Origin of the sequence: Ensifer sp. Root1252 (assembly GCF_001425885.1) — a bacterium.
Taxonomy (GTDB): domain Bacteria; phylum Pseudomonadota; class Alphaproteobacteria; order Rhizobiales; family Rhizobiaceae; genus Ensifer; species Ensifer canadensis.
Genome location: NZ_LMDT01000058.1, coordinates 107,051 through 132,094, shown reverse-complemented (window position 1 = coordinate 132,094; position 25,044 = coordinate 107,051). Strand labels below are relative to the sequence as shown.

Annotated in this window: 20 protein-coding genes; 16 read left to right on the top strand and 4 right to left on the bottom strand. The window is 60.4% G+C overall.

The annotated features are described in order from the left end of the window. The first annotated feature begins 64 nt into the window (after positions 1-64). Positions 65-1,162, top strand: a complete 1,098-nt coding sequence (locus ASD02_RS35445; RefSeq protein ID WP_057218210.1) for a glycosyltransferase family 4 protein — start codon at positions 65-67, stop codon at positions 1,160-1,162. Continuing rightward, positions 1,159-1,929, top strand: a complete 771-nt coding sequence (locus tag ASD02_RS35440) for a polysaccharide deacetylase family protein (protein ID WP_057220122.1) — start codon at positions 1,159-1,161, stop codon at positions 1,927-1,929. The genes ASD02_RS35445 and ASD02_RS35440 overlap by 4 nt, the downstream gene beginning before the upstream one ends. Here the strand turns inward: ASD02_RS35440 and ASD02_RS35435 are convergent. Continuing rightward, entirely contained in the window at positions 1,916-2,746 is an 831-nt protein-coding gene (locus tag ASD02_RS35435; RefSeq protein WP_057218207.1) for an MBL fold metallo-hydrolase, read from the bottom strand. The two genes, ASD02_RS35440 and ASD02_RS35435, sit on opposite strands and share 14 nt — an antisense overlap. Before the next feature lie 377 nt (positions 2,747-3,123). Next, positions 3,124-4,116 carry an autotransporter outer membrane beta-barrel domain-containing protein gene (locus tag ASD02_RS35430; protein ID WP_244494338.1) on the bottom strand — a complete coding sequence of 331 codons (993 nt, stop codon included), beginning with the start codon at positions 4,114-4,116 and terminating at the stop codon, positions 3,124-3,126. A 378-nt stretch (positions 4,117-4,494) separates the two neighbouring features. On the opposite strand from ASD02_RS35430, the gene ASD02_RS35425 reads away from it, so the two are divergent. After that, entirely contained in the window at positions 4,495-5,655 is a 1,161-nt protein-coding gene (locus tag ASD02_RS35425; RefSeq protein WP_057218204.1) for a DUF3095 domain-containing protein, read from the top strand. On the opposite strand, the gene ASD02_RS35420 is transcribed toward ASD02_RS35425, so the two are convergent. Then, positions 5,645-6,982, bottom strand: coding sequence for a nucleotide sugar dehydrogenase (locus ASD02_RS35420; protein ID WP_057218202.1), 1,338 nt, complete (start codon positions 6,980-6,982; stop codon positions 5,645-5,647). The genes ASD02_RS35425 and ASD02_RS35420 overlap by 11 nt on opposite strands. A gap of 389 nt (positions 6,983-7,371) precedes the next feature. Here ASD02_RS35420 and ASD02_RS35415 point away from each other — a divergent pair, with 389 nt between their 5' ends. From ASD02_RS35415 to ASD02_RS35375, 9 genes are all read left to right on the top strand, one after another. Beyond that, complete coding sequence (locus ASD02_RS35415) at positions 7,372-8,721, top strand: adenylate/guanylate cyclase domain-containing protein (protein ID WP_057218200.1); 1,350 nt, start codon at positions 7,372-7,374, stop codon at positions 8,719-8,721. An 8-nt stretch (positions 8,722-8,729) separates the two neighbouring features. Continuing rightward, positions 8,730-9,680, top strand: a complete 951-nt coding sequence (locus ASD02_RS35410; RefSeq protein ID WP_082555716.1) for a polysaccharide lyase — start codon at positions 8,730-8,732, stop codon at positions 9,678-9,680. Positions 9,681-9,803: 123 nt separating this feature from the next. After that, on the top strand, positions 9,804-11,696 hold the full coding sequence (locus tag ASD02_RS35405) for an ABC transporter ATP-binding protein (protein ID WP_057218198.1): 1,893 nt from the start codon (positions 9,804-9,806) through the stop codon (positions 11,694-11,696). Beyond that, positions 11,693-13,594: an ABC transporter substrate-binding protein gene (locus ASD02_RS35400; protein ID WP_057218195.1), complete on the top strand. Its 1,902-nt coding sequence runs from the start codon at positions 11,693-11,695 to the stop codon at positions 13,592-13,594. The genes ASD02_RS35405 and ASD02_RS35400 overlap by 4 nt, the downstream gene beginning before the upstream one ends. 1 nt (position 13,595) lies before the next feature. Next, positions 13,596-14,594 (top strand): ABC transporter permease, encoded by a 999-nt coding sequence (locus ASD02_RS35395; protein ID WP_057218193.1) that lies wholly within the window; start codon positions 13,596-13,598, stop codon positions 14,592-14,594. Then, complete coding sequence (locus ASD02_RS35390) at positions 14,591-15,766, top strand: ABC transporter permease (protein WP_057218189.1); 1,176 nt, start codon at positions 14,591-14,593, stop codon at positions 15,764-15,766. The genes ASD02_RS35395 and ASD02_RS35390 overlap by 4 nt, the downstream gene beginning before the upstream one ends. A 75-nt stretch (positions 15,767-15,841) precedes the next feature. Further along, positions 15,842-17,059 (top strand): glycosyltransferase family protein, encoded by a 1,218-nt coding sequence (locus tag ASD02_RS35385; protein ID WP_025428533.1) that lies wholly within the window; start codon positions 15,842-15,844, stop codon positions 17,057-17,059. A 4-nt stretch (positions 17,060-17,063) separates the two neighbouring features. Then, positions 17,064-18,308 (top strand): glycosyltransferase family 4 protein, encoded by a 1,245-nt coding sequence (locus tag ASD02_RS35380; RefSeq protein WP_025428534.1) that lies wholly within the window; start codon positions 17,064-17,066, stop codon positions 18,306-18,308. Continuing rightward, positions 18,308-19,471 carry a glycosyltransferase gene (locus ASD02_RS35375; protein ID WP_128090385.1) on the top strand — a complete coding sequence of 388 codons (1,164 nt, stop codon included), beginning with the start codon at positions 18,308-18,310 and terminating at the stop codon, positions 19,469-19,471. Before ASD02_RS35380 ends, ASD02_RS35375 begins: the two co-directional genes overlap by 1 nt. Here the strand turns inward: ASD02_RS35375 and ASD02_RS35370 are convergent. Continuing rightward, positions 19,449-20,123, bottom strand: a complete 675-nt coding sequence (locus ASD02_RS35370) for a hypothetical protein (protein ID WP_025428536.1) — start codon at positions 20,121-20,123, stop codon at positions 19,449-19,451. The genes ASD02_RS35375 and ASD02_RS35370 overlap by 23 nt on opposite strands. A gap of 317 nt (positions 20,124-20,440) precedes the next feature. On the opposite strand from ASD02_RS35370, the gene ASD02_RS35365 reads away from it, so the two are divergent. From ASD02_RS35365 to ASD02_RS35350, 4 genes are all read left to right on the top strand, one after another. Beyond that, the gene (locus ASD02_RS35365; RefSeq protein ID WP_057218187.1) at positions 20,441-23,143 is read left to right on the top strand and encodes an ABC transporter transmembrane domain-containing protein; all 2,703 of its coding nucleotides are present in this window, start codon (positions 20,441-20,443) and stop codon (positions 23,141-23,143) included. A gap of 91 nt (positions 23,144-23,234) precedes the next feature. After that, on the top strand, positions 23,235-23,699 hold the full coding sequence (locus ASD02_RS35360; RefSeq protein ID WP_025428538.1) for a Crp/Fnr family transcriptional regulator: 465 nt from the start codon (positions 23,235-23,237) through the stop codon (positions 23,697-23,699). A gap of 99 nt (positions 23,700-23,798) precedes the next feature. After that, entirely contained in the window at positions 23,799-24,569 is a 771-nt protein-coding gene (locus ASD02_RS35355) for an FkbM family methyltransferase (protein ID WP_057211309.1), read from the top strand. 209 nt (positions 24,570-24,778) lie between these two features. After that, entirely contained in the window at positions 24,779-24,982 is a 204-nt protein-coding gene (locus tag ASD02_RS35350) for a hypothetical protein (RefSeq protein WP_057218185.1), read from the top strand. Positions 24,983-25,044: the final 62 nt, after the last annotated feature.

Genomic DNA, 25,044 nt, shown 5'->3' with positions numbered 1-25,044 from the left:
AAGGCCGGCTTGCACTGCCGCTGCCGTTGACAGTGTCAAACGAAGACGCGATAGCTCGATCTGCATGAAAATCGCCTTCTACGCACCGCTGAAATCCCCCAGCCACCACGTTCCATCCGGTGACCGGCTGATGGCGCGCCTGTTGATCGACGCGCTGCGGCAGGCGGGACATGAAGTGTGGATTGCCAGCGAGTTGCGCAGCTTCATGGCGGATGCCAGCGAGGTACAGTTCGCGTCGATGGCGGCAGCCGCGGCCAGCGAAACGGCGCGTCTTCGCACGCTTTGGCAGTCCCTAACGCCACCTGATGTCTGGTTTTGCTATCACCCCTATTACAAGGCGCCGGATCTGATCGGGCCAGGGCTTGCGGCCGAGTTTTCCATTCCCTACGTCACAGCCGAGGCCTCCTATTCATTCCGCCGCAATGAAGGCGTGCGCGCCGTTGCGCAACGCCATGTACTGCGCGCCATTGAACAGGCCGCGGTCAATATTTGCCTGACGCAGCGGGATCGCGATGGCCTGGTCGAGGCAGCACCCACCTGCCGGCAGGCGATGCTTCCCCCCTTCATCGATACGGCTCCGTTTACACGGGCATTCCGCAGTGCTGCGGATGGTTGTCGCCTCGTCACCGTGGCGATGATGCGCAGCGGCGACAAGATGGAGAGCTATCGTATGCTTGCCAGATCCCTGTCGCTGGTTGTCGATCGGCCGTGGACAATGACCGTTGTGGGTGACGGGCCGTGCCGGCAGGATGTTCACGACGTTTTTTCCGCTTTGCCGGCAGACCGATTGATTTGGCTTGGCGAAAAAGATGCGAGCGACATCCCGGGCATCCTCGGCGAAAGCGCGATTTATCTTTGGCCGGGCCGCGGTGAAGCCTATGGGCTGGCCTATCTCGAGGCACAGGCGGCCGGACTGCCCGTCGTTGCGCAGCGCACAGCGGGCGTGCCCGAGGTGGTGCGGGATGGCGAGACCGGGCTGTTGACACCCGAGGGCGACGTCGATGCCTATGCGGCAGCGATCCGCTGTCTGATCAACACCCCAGAGACCCGCCAACGGTTTGGCGAAAATGCCCGACGTTTCGTCCACGAAGAGCGGTCCTTCCCCGCCGCAGCACGGCGATTGGGCGAGATTTTCGAAGGATTTCTGGAGGAGCCCGCGTGACCGTTGATGCCGACTGGCACTTACTCGTCGATGAACTCGATCGCGCACACGTGCGGGGACGAAAGGTCGACTTCTGGCTGAGGGACGACGATGCCACCGAGCCGAGCGCTCCGCTCGACCGGCTTCTATCGCTTGCGGCAAGCCATGCGGTGCCGGTGACGCTCGCCGTGCCGCCTGCGCCGGCGACCGAAGCGCTGGCGCGGCGTCTCGCGGGCCTTGCCGATGTCTGCGTGACGGTGCATGGCTGGGCACACCGCAATCACGCGCCGCCTGGCGAGAAAAAGCAGGAACTCGGTGCCCATCGGCCGCACGTCATGATCCTCGATGAATTGCGATGCGGCGTCGAGCGCCTGCAAACGCTCTTTCCCGAACATTTCATTCCGATGCTCGTCCCGCCGTGGAACCGGATCGATCCGGCCCTGCTGCAACGACTGCCCGAGGCTGGATTTGCCGCCCTTTCGGTTTTCGGACCGGAGAAGCCGTCGCCTTTCCCGCTGGTCAACACTCATGTTGACGTCATGGATTGGCGCGGTACGCGCGGATGTCGGGACCACGGGATTATCATTGCCGATATTGTCTCGCGCACGCGGCAGGTCAGCGGCGACATAGAGGGCAAGGAGCATCAGTCGGGCCGCACGGTCGGTCTCTTGACCCATCACCTCGTGCACGACGAGGCCGTCTGGGATTTTCTCGAGAAGCTCTTCACCGTCACGGCCGGGCACCCCGGTTGCCAGTGGCGTCAGGCGAAAGACATCATAGATCGATGATCTGACCGTCACGGGCAGCGAACGCACCGGCAAACATGGACTGTACGTCGATTTCCATCGCGTCCAGCTGTGCGTCTGTTCGCGCGGGGTCGTGATGGAACATTGCCAAGCGCTTGACGCCGGCGGCCATCGCAAGGCGCGCGCCATGCATCCCGGTCGAATGACCAAAACCGCGAAAATGCGTCATCTCGCTTTCGAGATAAGTGCAGTCGTAGATCACCAATTCGGCGGCGGCGATGAGCTCAAGGACCGCCGGGTCGAGGATGCCGGGTTCGTGTTCGGTGTCGTAGACGAGCGCCACTGCGCGGCCGTTCCATTCGACGCGATAGCCGACGCAGCCGCCGGGATGGGTAAGGCTCGTCGTGCGGATCGTCACGCCCTCGCGCGGGGTCAGGACGTCTCCGGGCTTGAAGTCGACGCCTTCAAGGCTTGCCTGACAGATATCCGGATCGACGGGGAACCATGGCGGCCGCATGAAATCGCGGATCATTTCCTTGGTCGTCATCAAGCCGTGCAGATGCCCCGACCAGAACCGCACCGACGACTGACACTTGTAGATTGGCTTGAAATACGGAAGGCCGATGATGTGGTCGTAGTGGCTGTGCGTAAAGAAGAGGTCGTAATTATCGACGCCTTCGGCAATCAAAGAGGCGCCCGCTTCGCGTAATCCTGATCCTGCATCGAAGAGCAACACTTCCTTGCCGCATCGAATTTCGATGCAGGATGTATTCCCCCCATAGCGCAGGAACTGCTCGCCGGATACCGGCAAACTCCCTCTTACGCCCCAGAACCGCACTCGAAAATTGTCTTCTTGCATTCCTGTTTCGGCTTCACGCTGTCCGCGCAAGCCTAGTTGCCTGCGCTTAACTGATAGACAAGCACATATGACCACCCCCCTGCAATGGCATGGGTTATTGTTTAGACATTAACCTTATCAATGCCCACAAATGACGATGGCATATTTGATGTTGTGTCGGGTGGGCCGAAGCCTTGTCGCGGGCAGCGATCAACGGCCGTTTGCAACAATCGTCAGGCTTTTCGGGAGCTTATCCGGCCATTTGACCGTCGCAGCTGTTGCTCCTCCTCAAGCTGATGCAGCGAATTCTTGCAATCGCCAGCGGATATGAAGCGGCACATCCCAAGCGTTGCTTCTGCCTCTACCCATGACGTTTGCGGCAGCGTCTGGTCACGATGTCACCATTTTATGCTGATGCCGATATTCCCCTCCAGCACTTGCGTTTTGTCTCCGCCGAGGTTGGTCGTGTAGTCCGCCGTCGCGAAGAGGCTGGTCGATTCCGATAATTTTGCAACGAGACCACCGCCGATTTCCAAAGCGGTGCCGCCGACTTTGGTGACGATCGCGTCTGAGCCGAAATTTATGCGCTGGTCCGCATCGAAGCCGTGCCAGATATTGGCTTTGACGTAGGGATGAAGCGTTGCCGTCTCTGTCGGAATGTCGCCTTGCAACCGAAAGCCCAAACGGCCGGTAACAGCGTCCTCGCTGTCGAAGGACGTCGTCGAGAATGCATCCCGTTGCTCGTCCAGCGAGAGATGTTGCCAAATCAACTGTGCCTGCGGTTCGAGCGTCCAGCTCTCGGTCAAGGCTATCGGATAGCCGCCCTCCAGCGATGCCGTAATGCCGGTTCCGTCAACCCCGATGCCGGTGCCGCCGTTGGAGTTCGCATCTCCATCGAACCAGGTACCCATCAAAACGGCATCGAGATACCAGTCATTGGGGCCGATATGGGTCCAATATCCGCCGAAGCTGTTTGCGTCGACCTCGATGTCGCCGACGCTCAGATTGTTCCAGCCGAGCGCCTGGCCGGTGATGTCGCCGTCGGCGCGGACGTGGCTGAGGAAAAGACCGACGCGGTCATGATGGCCCGTATCGGTTTCCCATCCGAAAAGGTCCTGACCGGCCTGAAAGCCGAACAGGTTGCCATCGAATCCCGGCGCGACAGTTCCATCCCACTCCATTTCGGTGTTCTGGCCGAAAACACGCGCCCAACTTGTCGGCAGCGCACCTGCGCCGTCAAGCAATGCCTGCTCGCCGCGACGTTCGTGGAACGTGCCGAGGCTGGAGAGGGCAAGATACTGGGCAACGGGCGGCACGGCCGCGTAGGTAGGTACCTCGACACGGTAGAGTGGAACGACTTCCACAGCTGTCGGCGTACCGTCTATCGTCACAACCACCACCTCGGGGGTTACTGGCGTGGCATCCTCTGAAGGGGGCGTAGCGCCAGGTCCAGGCGGTACGAGGACCACTTCCGGCGTCACGACCTCCGGCAGCGGGGTCGTCACCGGCGGCGAGGGCCACGGCTGCCGAGACCTGACAACCGTCAAATTTTAGGAGGAAACTCGGACAATCGAGGATTGTTGCCAAGGCGTTACGTCCAGTTGCCAAGGTCTTTGACGGCTGATGCTGAAACCCGCTTCGCGGGCCTCTGGCGTTGCCGGGGTCGTCGCAGGTTCCCTGAACACGGGTATCGGGATTTGAAACTTTTTCTTGCGGTCTCGCGTGGAACATCTATCGACATAGCCAGTAGGTAAAAGCTCGGAGCATCGATGGCACAGACGAGTGAAACACGATTCTACGACAGCGTGCCGCTCTTTGACGCGTTCGAAGGGGTTGCCGACGAAACGAATTATCGTGCCTTGCCGGACGACTGGATGCTCGCGCTCGCCGATATCGTCAATTCAACCGGTGCGATCGCCGAGGGCCGCTACAAGACCGTGAACATGGCCGGCGCAAGCGTCATCTCCGCGCTGATGAACGGTCTTGACGAGAAATCCATGCCGTTTGTTTTCGGAGGCGACGGGGCGCTGGCGGTCCTGCCAGCATCGATGGCGGAGCGCGCGAAAGCGGCGCTTGCCGCGGTGAAAACGTGGGTCCTCGAAGAATTCGGGCTCGAGTTGCGCGCGGCACTGGTGCCGGTCAGGGACATCAGGGCGGATGGCCTCGACATGCGCGTCGCCCGCTTCAAGGCGAGCGAGGAGGTCTCCTACGCGATGTTTGCCGGCGGCGGTGCAAGCTGGGCGGAAGCGGCCATGAAGGCGGGGCGTTACCAGGTGGAGGCGGCACCGTCGGGCACGCGACCCGATCTCACAGGTCTATCGTGCCGATGGAACCCAATCCAGTCACGACACGGCTCGATCGCCTCGATCATTACAGTGCCCGGCGAAAAAGGCAGCGGACCGGAATTTCAGGCGCTGATCGCCGACATCGTTGCTCTTGCCGACGAGGAAGAGCGACACGCGCATCCGGTTCCCGAGCTCGGGCCTGAACCACGCTTTTCCACTCAAGGCATCGAAGCCGAGGCGCGGGCGAGGGCGCCGCGGGGAGGGCGGCTTCTGGCGCGCCTTTGGATCACGCTGCAGACATTGGCGCTGTTCATCTGTTTTCGCATGGGTTGGAACCTCGGCACGTTCGATACGACCCGTTATCGGCGCGATCTCGCCAACAACACCGATTTCCGCAAATTCGATGACGGCCTCAAGATGACGATCGATATCAGCGCCGCGCGCCTCGCCTTGATCGAGGCGCGGCTTCGTCGGGCCGAGGCGGCCGGCGTCGGCCGCTACGGCCTGCACGAACAGGACTCTGCATTGATGACCTGCATCGTGCCCACCCCGATGAGCCGGGATCACATGCATTTCGTGGACGGAGCCTCAGGCGGCTATGCGGTTGCCGCCAGCAAGCTGAAGGCGGCCTTGGCTAGGCCTTGACGATGTGCGCGCCGGTCAGGCCGTGGCGGTGAAACACGTTGCGCGTATCGACGATAAGCGGTGAGGCGCTAGCAAGGGCGGCGTAGTCGACCTGGTCGTGGTCGGTTGCCACCAGCACGACATCGAACTGCCGGATCGACTGCTCGTCGAGCGTCACGGACCGTCTGCCCTTCAGAGCGCTGTATTCGCGCGTCGATGGGATCTCGGCGACATAGGGGTCGTGGTACTCGCACCGACCGCCGCGTTCCTCGATCAGTTCGATCAATTTCAGCGAAGGGCTTTCGCGAATATCGGGCACGTTCTTCTTGTAGGCGAGGCCGATGACAAGGACCTTCGAACGGCTGAGCGCCTTGCCCGCATGGCGATCGAGCGCCTCGGCGATCCGGCTGACCACGTGGCGTGGCATTGCCGAATTGATCTCTCCGGCCAACTCGATGAACCGGGTCGGCAATTCGTATTCGCGCGACTTCCAGGTGAGGTAGAAGGGATCGATCGGGATGCAATGCCCGCCGAGCCCAGGCCCGGGATAAAACGGCATGTAGCCGAACGGCTTGGTCTTCGCCGCCTCGATCACTTCCCAGACGTCGATGCCCATCGCCTCGAAGACAATCTTCAGCTCGTTGACGAGGGCGATGTTGACCGAGCGGAAGATGTTCTCGGTCAGCTTGACCGCTTCGGCGGTGGCGTTGGACGATACCGGTACGACCGTTTTGACCACCGCGGCATAGAAGCGTTCCATCAGGCTTGCGGCGAGCGGCCCGTCGCCTGCCACGACTTTCGGAATGCTGGTCGTCTCGTAGACCGGGTTGCCGGGGTCTTCGCGTTCGGGTGAAAAGCCGACAAAGAAATCAACGCCCGACCTGAGGCCGGTCTCCTCGAGGATCGTGCGCACGACGCCGTCGGTCGTTCCCGGGTAAGTGGTCGATTCGAGCACCACGAGCTGGCTGGCCCTGAGCGTTGCTGCAATCGCACGTGCCGTATTCTCAACGAAGGAAAGGTCGGGATCGCGGTGTTTCGTCAGGGGCGTTGGCACGCAGATGACGATGACATCGCAACTGCCCAGCTGTCCGAAATTGGTGGTGGAGCTGAAGCGCCCGGCTGTCGCCTGCTCGGCCAGCACGGCGTCCGGTACGGCTGCGATATAGGATTTGTGCGCGTCGAGCGCGACGATCTTTGCCGGGTCGATGTCGAATCCGGTCACCGAAAAGCCCGCGCGTGCCGCCGCAACTGCGAGCGGCAGGCCGACATAACCAAGTCCGATGACGCCGACATGGGCCGTGCGAGCCGAAATCGACGCCAGCAGCCTTTCGTGATGGGGTGAGGTCAATTTTCGGTTCCAGCTTTTGTGAACGGGAGGCGCCAGCCTGGCGACATGTCGTGGTTTGTTGGATAGAAACAAGGTACAAGTCAAGCGTGGCGCGGATGCCTTCCCCTGACTGCGGTGCATTGGCGTGCCATCAAATCTTCGTGTGGCCGCGGCGCGAAACAAAAAATTCGCGCGCCTCTGGAAATTGCAGAGGGCCATCAATATCTGCAGTATATAAGTGCCGCATTCCGGGTGCCTGCACGTCATCGACGCCGGAATCGGTTGGAGCATTTTCTTAACGGGCACGTATCATCATCAGCCGCCGCGAGCGAACGCCGACACATCGTCGGGCCGTTCGCCCATCGCAATTGGGCATGGTGCTGGACTGTCTGTCACGGTGAGGACGCGAAATGGGCCCGGTAAACGATAACGTATCTGAAATCCTGATCGACAAGGTCGCGGACTGGCTCATGCGGACGTCGCTCAGCGACGAGCCGCTGGAGACGATCGTCAAGGGCTTCTGCGAGCGGCTGGCAGCTGCCGGCCTGCCGTTAATGCGCGTGCACCTTTCCTTTTCCATGCTGCATCCGCTCTATGATGCGCTCGGCTTCACCTGGGTGCGCGGCAAGGGCGTCGAGGTCAGCGGCCTGCGGCACGAGGAACTCGCGCTCAATCCGGAGCGGTTCCTGCGCAGCCCCTACTATTACCTGCTCAACAACAATCTCGAGCATGTCCGCCGGCGCCTCTACAAGGATACGCCGTCCGAGTTCCCGATCTTCGACGAGTTGAAGGAACAGGGGGCGACCGACTACATCGCCTTCATGCAGTCGCTCGGCGCCGATTCCGGCCACGGTATGGTCGGCTCCTGGACGACGGACCGCCACGGCGGCTTCACCGATGACGTCATCGGCGCGCTGTTGCGCCTGCAGAACCATCTCGCTGTTGCGGCCAAGATGGCCGTTCTCGGCAAGCTCGCCGACAACATGCTGACCACCTATCTCGGCTCGAGCGCCGGCCGCCGCGTGATGAGCGGGCAGGTCCGGCGCGGTGACGGAGAGACGGTACGTGCGATCCTTGTCATGGCGGATATGCGCCGCTCGACCATGCTTGCCGAAAAGGAGGGCCGCCAATCCTATATCGAAACGCTGAACGGTTACTTCGATGCGATTGCTGCGCCGTTCAACCGCAACGGCGGCCATATCCTCAGCTTTGTCGGTGATGGTTTCCTGGCAGTCTATCCCTGCGGCCGGCACAAGGAACCTTCCGAATTTGCCGCGCGCGAGGCGTTCGGCGCGGTGCGCGCCGCAACCGCACGCATGGAATTGCTCAATTCCGAGCGGCGCAAGCAAGGGCGTGACCCGATCGGCTATGGCGTCGGGCTTCATGTCGGCAATGTAATGTTCGGCAATGTCGGCCTTCGCGACCGGTTAACGTTCTCGGCCTTCGGCTCGGCGGTCAACGAGGTGCAGCGGCTGCAGAACCTGACGAAGAAATACGCCCACAGCGTTGTCGCCAGCGAGGCTTTCGCCAATTATTGCGGCGGCGACTGGACCGCGCTCGGGCAGGAAAAGCTGCGCGGCGTGCGCCAGAAATTCACCATTCTCTACCCGAATGAGGCAGCGCTTCTGCCAAAGCCGGATGAGCGCCTCGATGATGTTTTGCAGGATGGACTTTCGGAAGCAGAGCATGTCATGCTGCTCCATCGCAACACCCGCCCGCTGCAACCGCCGCGTGGCCTTATCGACAAGATGCTTCAGTAAGGACCTCAATGTTCCGAGCAGCCCTCATCGTCGCGAGCTTCTTCATCACTGGCGTTGCAGCAGCGCAGCCGTGGGAAACCAAGCTTTTCGACGGGTTCGAGGGAAAGGATTTCTCGCCGGACGGCGGGCTCTACTACCGGGAGAATTTCGAGCAGAGCGCGGGGACGGCCGAGTTTCAGAGCATCGTCAAGCGCAACGGCAATGGCGGACTCAAGCTGAGCGTCGTGCCGATCTGTCCGGATTCGCTCGACGGCTGCAGTGAGAGAGCGGAAATCTGGGAGAAGACGGCGCTGCGGGTGCCCTACGACCAGGGTATTTGGTACGGGTTCTCCATGAAGTTTGCCGACCCGATCCCCTCAGGTGATCATCGTTATCTCGTGGCGCAATGGAAACGCGAGATCGACCCGGGTGCTGAAGGCGATTTCAGCCCGTTCCTGGCGCTCCGCATGAACTTCGGCAAGTTGTTCGCAACTATCGAGACCAATTATATCGCGCCGGTTTCCACCGGGCCGGACGGGGTCGCCGCCGCCTGCATGCCGGGTGAAGTGCCGGTATGGGGACGCCCGGGCGTCAACCAGATGCGCATGCTTGTGGCCGCTGATTCCGCGTGGAAGGCGGATGACGGCAATCTGTTCAACGCCTGCACAGATGCGATTACGGTGACGAACCACGGCAATCCATTGCCCGATCCGAAGTCGGGCTGGATCGATTTCGCGATTTATACGAAGCCGGGCGCCGACGGCACCGGCCATATCGAGCTCTTTGCCAATGGTAAGCCGATCATCACGGTCAAGGGCCATGTCGGGCATGCTGACAAGGGGCTCGGCCGTAATCAGTATTTCAAGTTCGGCCCCTATCGCGCGGCCGATGCGACCGACTGGACGCTCTATTATGACGATTTCCGTCGATCGCCGCGCTGCGCCGACGTGCTGCCCCAAGAAACTTGCCCTCTTCCCTGAGATCGCGACGCGACCGTAAACTATGCTGTGGTTGCAAGGGGCTAAGCTAGACAGCCCCCTGAAGCTGCGATAGTCTTTTTTTAGAGGCGGCGGATACAAGGGCAATGAGGGAAGTGTGTTGTGATGACATCAGGGGCGGACCTGCTTCGAGTTGAAGGTCTGCGGATCACATTCTCGGTGCTCGGCGGTGAAGTTGAAGCCGTCAAGGAAGCGAATTTCAGAATTTTGCCAGGAAAGGTGACCGCCCTCGTCGGCGAGTCCGGTTCCGGGAAATCGGCCATCAGTCAGGCCGTCATGGGTATCCTGCCGAATGTCGCGCGGGTCGGTGGACATGTCCTGTTCAACGATCCGGCGGCCAAGGGCAAGCCGATCGACCTGCTCTCGCTGGAGCGCGAAGGTGAAGAAATACGTGCCTTGCGCGGTACCCGCATCAGCAAGATCTTCCAGGAACCGATGACGTCGCTGTCGCCGCTCCACACGATCGGCAACCAGATCTCCGAAGTCTTGAAAATTCATACGGATGCGGAAAAAGCCGAAAGGCGCGCCAGAACGGAAGAGCTTCTTGGTTATGTCGGGTTTTCGAACCCGAAGCGTGCCTATGATATGTATCCTTTCGAGCTCTCCGGCGGCATGCGCCAGCGTGCCATGATCGCCATGGCGCTGATCTGCCGACCGGCGCTGTTGATCGCCGACGAGCCGACGACTGCGCTCGATGTGACGGTGCAGGCGCAAATCCTGCAGTTGCTGCGCGAGTTGCAGGTCAAGCTCAACATGGCGATGCTGTTGATCACCCACGACCTCGGCGTGGTTGCCAATATGGCTGACGAAGTCGTGGTGATCTATCACGGCCAGATTGTCGAAGCAGGTCCGGTCGATGCGATCTTCCGCAATCCGCAGCATCCCTATCTCAAGGGCCTGATGGCCGCGGTCCCGCATTTCGACATGAAGCCGGGCGAGCGGTTGAAGGCATTGCGGGAGGTGCCGGTCAAGGCTGGGACACTGCTGGGTGCCAAGGCCTCCACTAGGGCGGTTGGCCCCGACGTTCTCCTGTCCGTACGCAACCTTTCCAAGACCTATGGAACGCGCAAGACCTCGTGGTTCGGCAAGAAGGACCCGTCTCGCCATCGCGCGGTGGACGATGTCAGCTTCGATATCCGTCGTGGCGAGTGTCTGGGTCTGGTCGGCGAGAGCGGCTGCGGCAAGACGACGGTCAGCAAGATTTTGATGCGGGCCATCACGCCTGATGGCGGCAGCGTCAGCTTCGATGACGGCGAAGGTCCGATCGACGTGCTCAAGGCGGAAGGTGATGAGCTGAAGACGCTGCGCTCGAAGATCCAGATGGTTTTTCAGGATCCGGTGTCGTCACTCTCGCCACGCATGACTGTCAGGAATATCCTGAGCGAGCCGCTCGAAATCCACGGGCGCGGAACGGCGAAGTCGCGTGTCGAGACGGTGCGCTTGCTGCTGCAGGCCGTCGGGCTCGACCAGCGGTTCGTCAACCGCTATCCGCATAGTTTTTCCGGCGGCCAGCGCCAGCGCATAGGTATAGCGCGGGCGCTCGCTCTGGTCCCGCAACTGCTGATCTGTGACGAGCCGGTATCGGCGCTCGACGTTTCCGTCCAGGCCCAGATCCTCAACCTGCTCAAGGATCTGCAGAAAGAACTTGGGCTTACATGCCTGTTCATCTCGCACAACCTCGCGGTGGTCGACTATATGGCCGATCGGATCGCGGTGATGTGTGCGGGGCGCATCGTCGAACTCGCGCCGCGCGAAGTTCTGATGCGCAAACCGGTGCATCCCTACACGAAGTCGCTGCTCGCTGCCGTCCCCTATCCGGATCTCGATCGTCCGCTGGATTTCGATCTGCTCAAGGCCATTGAGGGGTCGGACATGCGGCGCTGGGGACCGCAGTTCAGCGACGACGGCGAGGAAGGTGCGCTTTTTCCTGCTGACCTTGGTGGCGACCACTATGTTCTCGCGCGCAAGTCAGTGGATGCAAGGGAGTTACGGCCATGATCACTCGCCGAACTGCGCTCGCCCTGCTCGCAACAGTGGCGTTTCCCAAGTACCTTCTTGCAGCGGCAAGCGAGCCGAAATTTTTTGAGGCGCTTGTCGCCGAGGGAAAGCTGCCGCCCGTCAATGAACGGTTGCCGAAGACCCCGCGCGTCATCAACGTTGCGGCCATGGGACGCCAGCCAGGCAAACACGGCGGCACCGTGCAGAGCCTGATCGGCAGCGCGAAAGACATACGGTTGATGACCGTTTACGGCTACTCACGCCTGGTCGGCTACGACGAAGAACTCGAACTGCAGCCGGACGTGCTGGAAAGCTTCGAGACAGTCGAGGACCGGATCTTCACGTTCCATCTGCGCGAGGGACACAAGTGGTCGGACGGAAGCCCGCTTACGACGGACGATTTCCGCTACTGCTGGGAAGATGTTCTGCTCAACGAGAAACTGAGCCCGGCGGGCCTGCCGATGGCGCTGGTGATCGACGGCGAGGCGGCAAAGTTCGAGGTGCTCGACGAGCGGACCGTGCGCTACACCTGGTCCACGCCCAATCCTGATTTTCTGCAAAAGCTCGCCGCACCACAGCCCTTGGTGCTGGTGATGCCGGCGACGTACCTCAAGCAGTTCCACGATAAATATCAGGATGAGGACAAACTCAAGGCGCTTCTGAAGGAGCAAAGGGTCAAGAAGTGGAACCAGCTGCATATGCGCATGGCCCGTTCCTACCGCCCGGAAAATCCCGATCTGCCGACGCTTGACCCGTGGCGCAACACAACATCCTTGCCGGCCGAGCAGTTTGTCTTCGAGCGTAACGCCTTCTATCATCGGGTCGATGAGAACGGGTTGCAGCTCCCCTACATCGACAAGTTCGTGCTCAACGTCAGTTCTCCGGCGCTGATCCCGGCGAAGGCCGGCACCGGCGAGAGCGACCTGCAGGCGACAAATATCGACTTTATCGACTACACCTTCCTGAAAGATGCGGAAAAGCGCTATCCGGTGAAGGTTCTCCTCTGGAAGAAGACGCAAGGCTCACGGGTCGCGCTGCTTCCCAATCTCAATTGCTCCGATGCGGTCTGGCGGTCGTTGCTGCAGGATGTGCGCGTCCGCCGGGCGCTGTCGCTGGCGATCGATCGTTCTGAAATCAACAAGGCCGTCTTCTACGGACTGACCAAGGAGAGCGCCGACACTGTCCTGCCGGACAGCCCGCTGTTCCGGCCGGAGTTCGCCTCCGCCTGGATCGCCTACGACCCGGTGCAGGCCAATGCGTTGCTGGATGAGGCTGGCCTGACGAACCGCGGCAGCGATGGCATTCGTATTCTCCCTGACGGCCGTGCCGCTCAGATCGTCGTTGAGACCGCAGGCGAAAGCACCCTGGAGACCGATGTCCTGCAGTTGATCACCGACTACTGGCAGAAGATCGGCATTTCGCTCTTCATCCGCACGTCGCAACGCGACACCTTCCGCAGCCGTGCCGTCGGCGGTGAGATCGTCATGTCCATGTGGTTCGGACTCGACAATGGTGTGCCGACTGCGGACATGAACCCAGGCCAATTGGCGCCGACTGCGGACGATCAGCTGCAATGGCCGGTTTGGGGGCTCAACTATCTCTCGCATGGTGAGATGGGGCAGGCGCCCGATCTTCCGGCCGTCGTTGAGCTAACCGAGCTTCTGCAGCGTTGGCGGCACTCGGCCGAGGATGCCGAGCGCACCGAGGTCTGGGAGAGGATGCTGTCGATCTACACCGACCAGGTCTTCTCGATCGGCATCGTGAATGCCTCCCTGCAGCCAATTCTCGTTGCCAACAAGATCAAGAATGTCCCGGAAGCAGGGCTCTACGGATTCGATCCGACGAGCTATTTCGGCGTCTACAAACCCGATACGTTCTGGATCGAGCAGGAAGGCTGACATGCTGCGATACATCCTCTGGCGCATCGCGGCGATGGTCCCGACCTTGCTCATCATTTCAGCGCTCGTCTTCACCATCATTGAGCTGCCGCCCGGCGACTACTTCGAGAGTTACGTCGCCGAGATCAGGGCGCAGGGCGAAGGCGTCAACATGGAGCAGATCGAGGCTCTCCGGAAGGAATACGGCTTCGATCAGCCGCCGCTGCTGAGATATGTTCATTGGCTCGGCGGCATGCTGCAGGGCGATTTCGGCTACTCCTTCGAGTACGAACTGCCGGTCAGCGCCGTCGTCGGCGACAGGATGTGGCTGACGATCCTCGTCTCGTTCGTCACCATCATCTTTACCTGGCTGATCGCCTTCCCGATCGGCATCTACTCCGCCACGCACCAGTATAGCTGGGGCGATTATGGGCTGTCGCTGGTGGGGCTGATTGGCATCGCCATTCCGAACTTCATGCTGGCGCTGATCCTGATGTACTTTGCCAATATCTGGTTCGGCATCTCGATCGGCCATCTCATGGATCAGAAATATCTGGCAGAGCCCATGAGTTGGGCGAAGGCGAAATCGATCCTCGAACATATCTGGATACCGGTCATCATTGTTGGTGCGGCGGGGACCGCCGGCATGATCCGGCGTCTGCGCGCCAACCTGCTTGACGAATTGCAGAAGCAGTATGTCGTGACCGCCCGCGCAAAGGGGCTTTCGCCAATGCGCACGCTGCTCAAGTATCCGCTCAGGATGGCGCTGAACTTCTTCATCTCGGATATCGGTTCCATCCTGCCGGCGATCATTTCCGGCGCGGAAATCACTGCGATCGTACTGTCTCTCGAAACGACCGGCCCGATGTTGATCAAGGCGTTGCAGAGCCAGGACATGTACTTGGCCGGCTCGTTCCTGATGTTCCTCGCATTTCTGACCGTCATCGGCGTGCTGATTTCCGATCTCGCGCTCGCCATTCTTGATCCTCGGATACGGCTGCAAGGCAGGAGCACCAAGTGACGTCATTCCTTCCGGCGCCCGGCGAACCGCTGCCGCACTACGTATCGACAGCACCATTCGATCCCTATTCCGTCGAAGCGATGACGGAAGAACAGGTGCGGGTTAACCAGGCTTCGCAGCTGCGGCTAATGTGGTGGAAGTTCCGCCGGCACAAGCTGGCGCTGATATCAGGCATTTTCCTGGTCGCGCTCTACCTGATGATCGCGATCTGCGAGTTCCTCGCACCCTACAATCTGCACACGCGCAATGTGGATTTCATCTATGCGCCGCCGCAGTCTGTGCACCTGTTCCACGAGGGCAAGTTCGTTGGCCCGTTCGTCTACGGGCGGACGATGGAACTCGATATGGAGACGCTGAAGCGCAACTACACCGACAACCTGCAGGACGTCGAGCCGATCCGCTTCTTCTGCCGCGGTGACAGCTACCGCTTCTGGGGCCTGTTCGAAAGCAATGTGCACCTGGCATGCCCGGCAAAGGACGGTCAGCTCTTCCTGCTCGGCACCGACCGGCTCGGCCGCGATGTCCTGTCGCGCATCATCTATGGTGCGCGGATTTCACTGACGATCGGCCTTCTCGGCATTACGGTGAGCTTCGTGCTCGGCATCGTCATCGGCGGTCTCGCCGGCTACCACGGCGGTGTCTTCGATCTCATCGTCCAGCGCATCATCGAAGTGCTGCAATCGATCCCGAGCATTCCGCTCTGGCTGTCGCTGGCCGCAATCATGCCTGCGACCTGGAGCCCGATCCTGATTTATCTGGGTATCACGATCATCCTCGGGCTTCTCGACTGGACCGGGCTTGCCCGAGCGGTGCGTTCGAAACTGCTTGCGCTGCGCGAGGAGGACTACGTTCTTGCCGCGCAATTGATGGGCGCAAAGAGCGGCCGCATCATCGGTCGACACCTGGTTCCGGGCTTCATGTCCCATCTCATCGCCACTGCGACCATTTCCATTCCAGGGATGATCCTCGGCGAAACGGCGCTGAGCTTCCTCGGATTGGGGCTGCGCCCCCCGATCACCAGCTGGGGCATCCTGCTGACGGAGGCGAAAAGCGTGAGCGTCATCGCCTTCTACCCCTGGCTGCTATTCCCAACGATCCCGGTCATTTTTGTGATTTTGGCGTTCAACTTCTTGGGAGACGGGTTGCGCGATGCCGCCGATCCCTACAAATGAGGTTCGTTTCGACGCCGGCCGCAAGCCGGCGTCGCGAGTTTTGATTCGTTTTTTCCTGAGCGAAAGGTTTCTGGCATGACGCGGCGCTTAGAAGATGCCCGGATACTCATGTACAGCCATGACACTTTCGGGCTCGGCCACCTGCGCCGATGCCGCACGATTGCGCATTCGCTGGTGGAAGATTATCGGGGTTTGAATATCCTGATCATATCGGGTGCGACGATTGCCGGCGCCTTCGATTATCGCGCGCGCGTCGATTTCGTGAAGATTCCGAGCGTCATCAAGCTGCACAACGGCGACTACACGTCTCTCGATCGCCATATCGAGTTGGACGAGACGTTGAAGATGCGCCAGTCGATCATCCGTCACACGGCGGAAACCTTCAAGCCAGACATCTTTATCGTCGACAAGGAGCCGATGGGGTTGCGAGGCGAGGTCGAGGAGACGCTCACCTATCTCAAGGCCCATGGCACGACGCTCGTTCTCGGCCTGCGCGAGGTGATGGATGCGCCGCATCTGCTCGAAGCGGAATGGAAACGCCGCGACACCATGCGCAAGATCGAGCAGTATTACGATACGATCTGGGTTTATGGGCCGCCCGACTTCTACGACCCGCTGACGGAACTCGAGGTGCCGCCCGCCGTGCGCGAGCGCATGAACTTCGTCGGCTTCCTGCAGAGGAGCGTACCGCGCGAGGAATTGCCCGGTCACAAGCCGGAAGGCGACTATATTCTCGTCACCACCGGCGGTGGCGGCGATGGTGCCGACCTGATCCACGATTTTATTCACGCCTACCAGCAGGATCCGGAGTTGACGCATAAGGCGCTTGTGGTCCTTGGCCCCTATATGCCGGTCAAGAAGCGCGAAAAGCTGATCAAAAAAGGAAGCAAGATCCCTTTCATCAAGATCATCGAGTTCGATAATCGCATGGAAGAGCTGATTGCCGGCGCCAAGGGCGTGGTGGCGATGGGCGGTTACAACACCTATTGCGAGATCCTGTCTTTCGATAAACCGGCGCTGATCGTCCCGCGGATTCAGCCGCGCGAGGAGCAACTGATCCGTGCACGTCGTGCCGCCGAGTGGGGTCTCATCGACATGCTGCTGCCCGACGAGGCGGTGGATCCCTTGCGTTTCGCCGCCGCGTTGAAGGCTTTGCCGCAACGCGCGCCGCCGTCGAAAAGTTGTGCCAACGGCCTGCGGCTCGAGGGGCTGGTGCATATCTCCGAAATCGTAGGCGGGTGGCTCGACGAGCAGTCGAGTGAGCACCTGAGTATTGTCAAGAAATCGAGCTGAAGCATTGCCAACGGACCGCAAGATTGCCGTCATTCTGAAGGGATATCCGCGCCTTTCGGAAACCTTCATTGCGCAGGAATTGCTCGGACTTGAGAAAGCGGGGCATGAGCTGGTCCTGATCGCGCTGAGGCGCCCGACCGACGGCAAGCGCCATCCCGTGCATGACGAGATCCGCGCCGACGTGCACTATCTGCCGGAGTACCTGCACGAGGAGCCATTGCGTGTCCTCAAGGGTCTGGTGCGTTCGCTGCCGAAGCCCGGATTCTGGAAGGCGCTTGGGCTGTTTGTGAAAGATCTGGGCAGGGACCTGACGCGCAATCGCTTCCGCCGTTTCGGGCAGGCGCTGGTTCTGGCATCGGAATGGCCGGGCGATCCGCGCTGGCTGCATGCCCACTTCATCCACACGCCGGCTTCCGTCACAGCTTATGCCAGCGTCATCGCCGGTACGCCCTGGACGTGCTCGGCGCATGCGAAGGATATCTGGACATCGCCCGACTGGGAGCTTTCCGAAAAGCTCGGCCGCGCGCGCTGGACGGTGACCTGCACCCGGACCGGCTACGAGCATCTGCAGAGCCTGACCTCACAAAAGGCCAGAGTGCATCTGAGCTATCACGGCCTCGATCTCGAGCGTTTCCCGCGTTTCGACGGCGAACATTCGAGCCGCGACGGTTCCGATGAGGCAGACCCGGTGCGCATCGTCAGTGTCGGCAGGGCGGTGGGCAAGAAGGGCTACGATGTTCTCCTTCAAGCTCTAGCCCTCTTGCCTGAGGATCTTCACTGGCGCTTCGAGCATATCGGCGCCGGCGAATTGACAGCAAAGCTCAAGGTCCTGGGTAGCGAGCTCGGTATCTCGGACAGAATTGCCTGGAAGGGTGCGCTCGATCAGACCGACGTGCTCGCCCACTATCGCACCAGCGATATCTTTGCGCTCGCCTGCCGGGTGACGGCAGATGGCGACCGTGACGGACTGCCGAACGTGTTGGTCGAAGCGTCGAGCCAGCGGCTCGCCTGTGTGTCTACGGCAATCTCGGGCGTGCCGGAACTCCTGGTCGACGGAGAAAACGGTCGTATCGTGCTCTCCGAGGACGCGAAGGCACTGTCTCTCGCCTTGGAACAGCTGATCCGCGACCCAGAGGGTCGCCGCCGGCTGGGCGCTGCCGCCGAGAAACGGGTGAGGGCGCACTTTGACCACCACTCCAGCATCGAACAACTGACGACCCTGTTTGCAAACGAATGGAAAGCGGCGTGATGCGGCAGCGGCGGGTCTTCTTTTATGTCCAGCATCTGCTGGGGATCGGCCACCTCGCGCGGGCAAGCCGCATTGCCAGCGCACTTGCCGCCGATGGTTTCGACGTCACGGTTGTCACCGGAGGCACGGCCGTTCCCGGCTTTCCAAGCGCCGACCTCAAACACGTAGCCCTGCCGCCGGTTGTTGCCGGCGACAAGGGGTTCTCCGGCCTGGCGGACGAAACCGGAAATCCGGTCGATGATGACTTCAAGGACCGCCGACGGAAGATGTTGCTTGACGCTTTTCGCACCTGCGACCCGGATGTCGTGATCTTCGAGGCGTTTCCGTTCGGTCGCCGCCAGATGCGGTTTGAACTGATGCCGCTGCTCGACCTCATCGAGGCATCGAGCCCGCGCCCACTGGTGGCGACATCCCTTCGCGATATCCTGCAGGAGCGGACGAAGCCCGGCCGTGCCGAGGAGATGCTGGATCTGGTACAGGAGCATTTTGACCTTGTACTCGTGCATGGGGATCCCGCCTTCGCTCGGCTTGAAGAGACCTTCCCTTACGCGCAGGAGATCGCCGACAAGGTTGCCTATACCGGTCTGGTCGCGGGCGATCCGCCGGCGCCGCCGTTGGAGCGTTTCGATGTGCTGGTCTCGGCCGGTGGCGGCGCAGTCGGCAAGGAGCTGATTGGCGCCGGTCTGGAATCTGCGAAGCTCCTGCCGCCGGGGCTGCAATGGTGCATGATTACCGGGCCAAACCTTCCGCAGGTCGACTATGACGCATTCGAGGCCGCCGCGCCTGGCAATGTGAAGCTGTTCCGTTTCCGGCAGGATTTTGCCAGTCTGCTTTCGGGTGCGCGGCTTTCCGTCTCGCAGGCCGGCTACAATACGGTGTGTGACATCATTCGCGCCGGTTGTGCGTCGCTGCTGATCCCGTTCACGGCGGGCGGGGAAACGGAGCAATCAACGCGTGCGGTTCGACTGGAAAAGCTCGGGCTTGCCGGTGTCCTGCCGGAGAGCGAGGTAACGCCGGCCCGATTGGCGCGCGACGTTGAAACGCAGCTCGCACGGGCCAAGCCCACGATGCCGCCGCTCGACCTCGAAGGCGCCGCCCACACGGCGGCGATCCTGCGTGAGCGGCTTTCGCAAGTGGCGGTCAAACCGTCCCGATCAGCATGAACCTTGTATATTTCTTCGTCGGCAACGCACCGACGAAATCGAGCGTCGCGAGTTTCGCCTGGTCGGCGAAAGCATCGACGGACTCGACGCAGTTGATGTGCGTCGGTTCGCTGAAGTAATCGTTCGACTGCAGGAGAACACGTGTGCCTGATGGGATCAGCGCAAGCCAGCTCCGCAGATCGGCGATGTGCTCGCAACTCGTGTTGACGATCAGGTCGGCGTCGAGGCTTGCGTAGTCGATCGCGTACATGTCGGCCGTGATGGCCCGGAAACGATCGGCAAAGGTCGCGTTGAGGGTGCGGGCGACAGCCTCGACGGAGGCGTCAATGTCGTAGCTCTCAGCCATTGCGATTTCGAAGCGACAATCCTCAAGCAACATCGCCGAAAGGATGCCGTACCACCCGCCGAGAACGACGATCCGCTTATAAGACTTGCCCGCCGCTTGCAGCAGCGTGTCGCGAGCCCAGAGCTTGCAGGCAACCTGCCTATGATTGAAGGCATTGGCTATATCGGCGTCAGGGTGTCTGGCAATCACCTTGGCGATGCCATCGATCAGCGGGCTTCCGGTATAGGCGGCGATACCGCGCGTCAGGTCGAAAGCGTTTTCGTACCAGTCGCTCGCAGGAGTAGGGGGATGGCTGGTGTGTTTCATGCACTCGTTGTAAGCTGGCAGACAATCGAGTGCAATATGGGCATTTTTCGTTCCCCACGCCTTGATCCGCCGCAGGGAGGCATGAGCGCCGATCTTGAAGGTGCGTTCAGGCGTCCATTGCGGTTTTCTCGCGCTCCTGCATAATCTAATAAACCGGATTCGAAACCGGATCAGATTTTTGCCGAAACGCCTTCGCGACCGGCCGCCCGTGGCAGTTCAGTCGGAAAGGACCACAAGCAAGCATATCGTGGCCGGGTATCGGTGGCTGCCCGCGCCGCAAACAACGCAGTGTTCAATAAGGTCTCGTTGCCAGAAACATGGAACCACGCCTCTCCCGCTACATTTGGACTCATACGCGCAAGGACCAGCTCTGGATCCTGTTGGTCGTGGCGTTCTCGATGGTCCCCTACTTCCTGTCCTTCGATCTGCCCAAGCAGATCGTCAACGGACCAATTCAGGGCGACGGTTTTGACAGCCCGGAAGCGACGCAGGCGTTCCTGGCGATCTCCTTTGACTTGCCCTATCTCGGGACGATCAATCTTTTTGACGGCTTCCAACTCGGTCGCGAAGGCATGTTGCTGGCGCTGAGCCTCGTGTTCCTGCTGCTGGTTGTCGTCAACGGCCTCTTCAAATTCTATATCAACACCTTCAAGGGGCGGCTCGGCGAGCGTCTCCTGCGGCGGATTCGCTTCGAGCTTGTCGATCGCGTTCTGAGGTTTCCACCGACGCATTTCAAACGGGTGAAACCGGCCGAGATCTCAACGATGATCAAGGACGAGGTGGAGCCGCTCGGCGGCTTTACCGGCGATGCCTTCGTGTCGCCCGCACTGCTTGGCGGTCAGGCGCTGACGGCGCTGATCTTCATCCTGCTACAGAGCTTCTGGCTCGGGCTGATCGCCTCTGTTATCGTCGCCGTTCAGGCGGTGATCATCCCGCGCATGCGCAAGCGGTTGCTCGTCCTTGGCCGCGAGCGCCAGCTGACTGCGCGCGAATTGTCTGGCCGGGTGAGCGAAATCGTTGACGGCATCGGCACGATCCGCGGCCACGACACCTCCAATCTCGAGCGCGCCGACATCGCGTCGCGGCTCGCGCGCATCTTCAAGATCCGCTACGACCTCTATCAGTGGAAATTCCTGGTCAAGTTCATCAACAATTTTCTCGCCCAGGTGACGCCGTTCATGTTCTATTCGATCGGCGGCTATTTCGCGCTTCAGGGCCGCCTCGATATCGGCCAGCTTGTCGCCGTCATCGGCGCCTACAAGGACCTGCCCGGGCCGCTGAAAGAGCTCATCGATTGGGACCAGGCGCGCCAGGACGTGCAGGTGAAGTACGCCCAGGTGGTCGAGCAGTTCAGCATCGAACCGCTGCTCGATCCCAAGGTCCACGCCCTCGCAGCGGCAAGTCCGGCGCCGCTGAACGGCTCGCTCGCGGCCGTCAACCTGACGGTGACCGATGATGGTGGCGTGACACTCCTCGACCACGTCTCGCTGCAGGTGCAGCCCGGCGAGGCGGTCGCACTCAAGGCCGGCGGGGAAGTTCTGGCAGAGGCCTTCGCTCGACTGATCTGGCCGGCTGGCGGTCGTGTTGTCATCGGTGGTCAGGATATACTGGAGATGCCGGAGTCGGTCACTGGCCGGCGGATTTCCTATGCCTCCTCAGACGTGTATGTGTTTCAGGGCAGCCTTGGCGACAACCTGCTCTACGGCTTGAAGCACGCGCCAATGACCGAGGTCCGGTATGAAGGCGAAAGGGCGGCCCATCGCAAGTGGGAGCTGGTCGAAGCCAAGCTTGCAGGCAATCCATCCTTCGACGTCAACAGCGATTGGGTCGATTACCAGGCAGCCGGGGCGACCGGGCCAGACGATCTTCTGATCAAGATCAGGCCTGTCCTTGATGCTGTCCTCCTGACCAATGACGTTCTGGCGCTTGCCGTGCGCTCCACCATAGACCCGAACCGCAATGCGGCCTTTGCCTCTGGTATCGTCGAGATGCGCAGCGCGCTTCGGGAGCGCCTTGAACAGGAAAAGCTCAGCGATCTCGTGGTGTTCTTCGAGCCCGGCTCGTACAACATCGAAGCGACCATCGGCGAAAACTTGCTCTTCGGCACGATTACCGATCAGGTGATGTGGGACGGTGCGCTCGAGGGACACCCGTTCTTCAAGACCGTGCTTCAGCGCGTCGGCTTGCGTGACGTCTTCTACGAAATGGGGCTGGAAATCGCCGAGAACGTCGTCGAACTGTTCCGCGACCTGCCGCCGGATCACCCGTTCTTCCAGCAGTTGACATTCATGACGGCCGAAGAAATTCCTGTTTATGAGGCGTTGCTGCAAAAGGTCCGTGGGCGACCACGCGCGGACGTTGCCGAGGATGACCAAGTCAAGATCATTCGGCTGTGCTTCGGCTACATCGAGCCTCGACACCGCTTTGGTCTCCTGACCGACGAACTGATGGCCAAGATCGTAGCTGCCCGGCGCGAGTTCGACGAGGGCCTGCCGACGGACCTCGCCGGCATGATCGAGCACTATCGTCCGAACCGCTACATCGCGTCCGGCAGCATCATCGACAACGTGCTCTTCGGGCGCATCGGTCACAAGCACGCCGATGGATCGGAGAAAATCCGGGCGATCGTGCGCGATCTTTTCGAAGCCGTTGGCCTCTATAACGAGGTGCTGGCCTTCGGCTTCGAATTCAATGTCGGCGCCGGCGGCAAACGCTTGACCGCAGGCCAGCGCCAGAAGCTTGATCTGGCCCGCGCGCTCATCCGCATCTGCGACTTCTACATCTTCAACCAACCGCTGCTGGCGCTCGACCAACGGGTCCAGGAGCAGGTGGTCCGAAACGTCTTTGGGCTCTTGCGGCAGGGCGGGCGCAATCCGGCAATCGTCTGGGTGGTCGCAAATCCGGCGGTGATGGAACTGTTCGATCGTGTCGCCGTATTCGAAAATGGCCGACTGGTTCGCGACAACGAAACGGAAGTGGGGGCTAACGAAGGACCCGACTATAAGGAAATGGCATCTTGATGTAATATTAATGTCAGGGCACCAGCATAAGGTCCCGCGGCAACGCGGGAGGCAGGTCGCCCCGGCTGGATACTCGGAGAAACGGATTGTGATGTTGCTCAAGGATGAAGTCGAAATGCTGCGCCGGATAACCCTGTTTTCAGGATTGCCGCCTGCAAAATTGAAACTCCTTGCCTTCACCTCTGACCGGGTCATGTACAGCGCCGGGGAGGCCCTTTTCTATCAGGGCGATATTGGCGATGCCGCCTATGTCATTCTCTCAGGCAAGGCCGACGTGCTGGTGACGACTGCAAGCGGGCCGCTGAAGCTTGCGGAAGTGGAACAGAATTCGATCGTCGGCGAAATCGCCATTCTCTGTAACACCCCGCGCACGGCGACCGTGCGCACCACGACACCGCTGGAAGCTCTGCGCATCCGCAAGGACGACTTCCTGAAGCTGCTGGCCGACTTCCCCGAAATGGCGGTGGAAATCATGCGCGTGCTCGCTGACCGCCTCAGCCAGACGACGGCCGAACTTACGGAAGCGCGCAGCCGAAACGAGCGCATGGAAGCGTGAAATCGAACCGGCGGCGCCCGTCGTTGGCATGTCCTGGCCGCATGGAAGACCTTCGCAAAAACGATTCCGCTTGACCGGGATATGGGCTAGAGAAGCGCCATGCGTGCGATCACCTACTTCTGCAAGACCGTCCATTTCCCTGACAAGCCTGAGAAGAAGCGCTTCTTTGCGCGGCTTCAAAGCGGCGAGTGGGAGCCGTGCACATTTCAAAACATCGAGCGGCTGGTCGACGGCAACACGACCTTTGTCGATATCGGCGGCTGGATCGGCGTGACGCCCTATTGGGCAGCTCAGATAGCCGACAACGTCATTACGGTCGAACCCGACCCCGTCTGCTTCGGCATCCTCAAGGAAATGGAACCGCAGAACGAAGGGGAGGTCGCGCTGATCAATGCTGCACTTTCCGAGGATGACGTCCTGGTGCTGAACTCGGTCGGCGGATTTGGTAGCTCGGAGACCTCGGCGCTGATCGCCGACGACACGGGGCAGGCGATCAAGGCGAAAACGATCACGATTGCCGAACTGCAGTCGCTGGCGCGAACCGAGAAGCTATGCTTCAAGATCGATATCGAAGGCTACGAATACCGTTCCCTGGCCCAGTTCCGGGATATCGACCGCACGCGGACGACGGGCGTTTTGCTCGCCGTTCATCCGCAGATCCTGTTTGCGTCACTGAGCGGGCCGGCAATCGTCAGGGCATTGCGCACCGTCGTTGCCACCCTCGGGCTCGTGCGCAGCTTTCGCGGCTTCCGCCTCGACAATCCATCAGCGATATGGACTGCCCTCAAGAAATCCACCTTCCGGCGTGAATTCCGCGGGTTCGATCTACTCTTTGTTGCAAGGTCAGCGACCCGTAACGATGCGCGCTGAAGAGAAACAGTCGCTGACGTTCTGAGCCACGGCCGCAGCCAATACATGCCTTGTGGAAGCAGGACTTAGCTGAAAGGCGCTGAGTCCACGAATTAACCACGTCTGCAACAAGGTTAATTCTTGGTTTAAGAATGTTACTTCTGCTGGTATAAGCGGCTAGTTTCTATTTTCATTCCTCGGTTTTTCTGCTGTGCCATGAGAGCGGTCAGATGTCCTGGATGTATTTTGTTGGCGCAACCTATTGTATCGCTGCGCTTTTCCTGTTGGCGATGACCTATCTGGAAGGTCTGCAGGCGCACGCGCCCTGGAATGTCTATCGTGTCGCCGGCATTGTGATCTGTATTTTCTGGCCGCTGCTCATTTTCTATCTAATGTTTAAAATTGTAACGAAAAGAAAAATTCCGCAGGGGTAAAGGTATTTCTGTGATGTTTTGATGACGTATTTTTGTCTTCTTGGAGAATTTACCATACAACC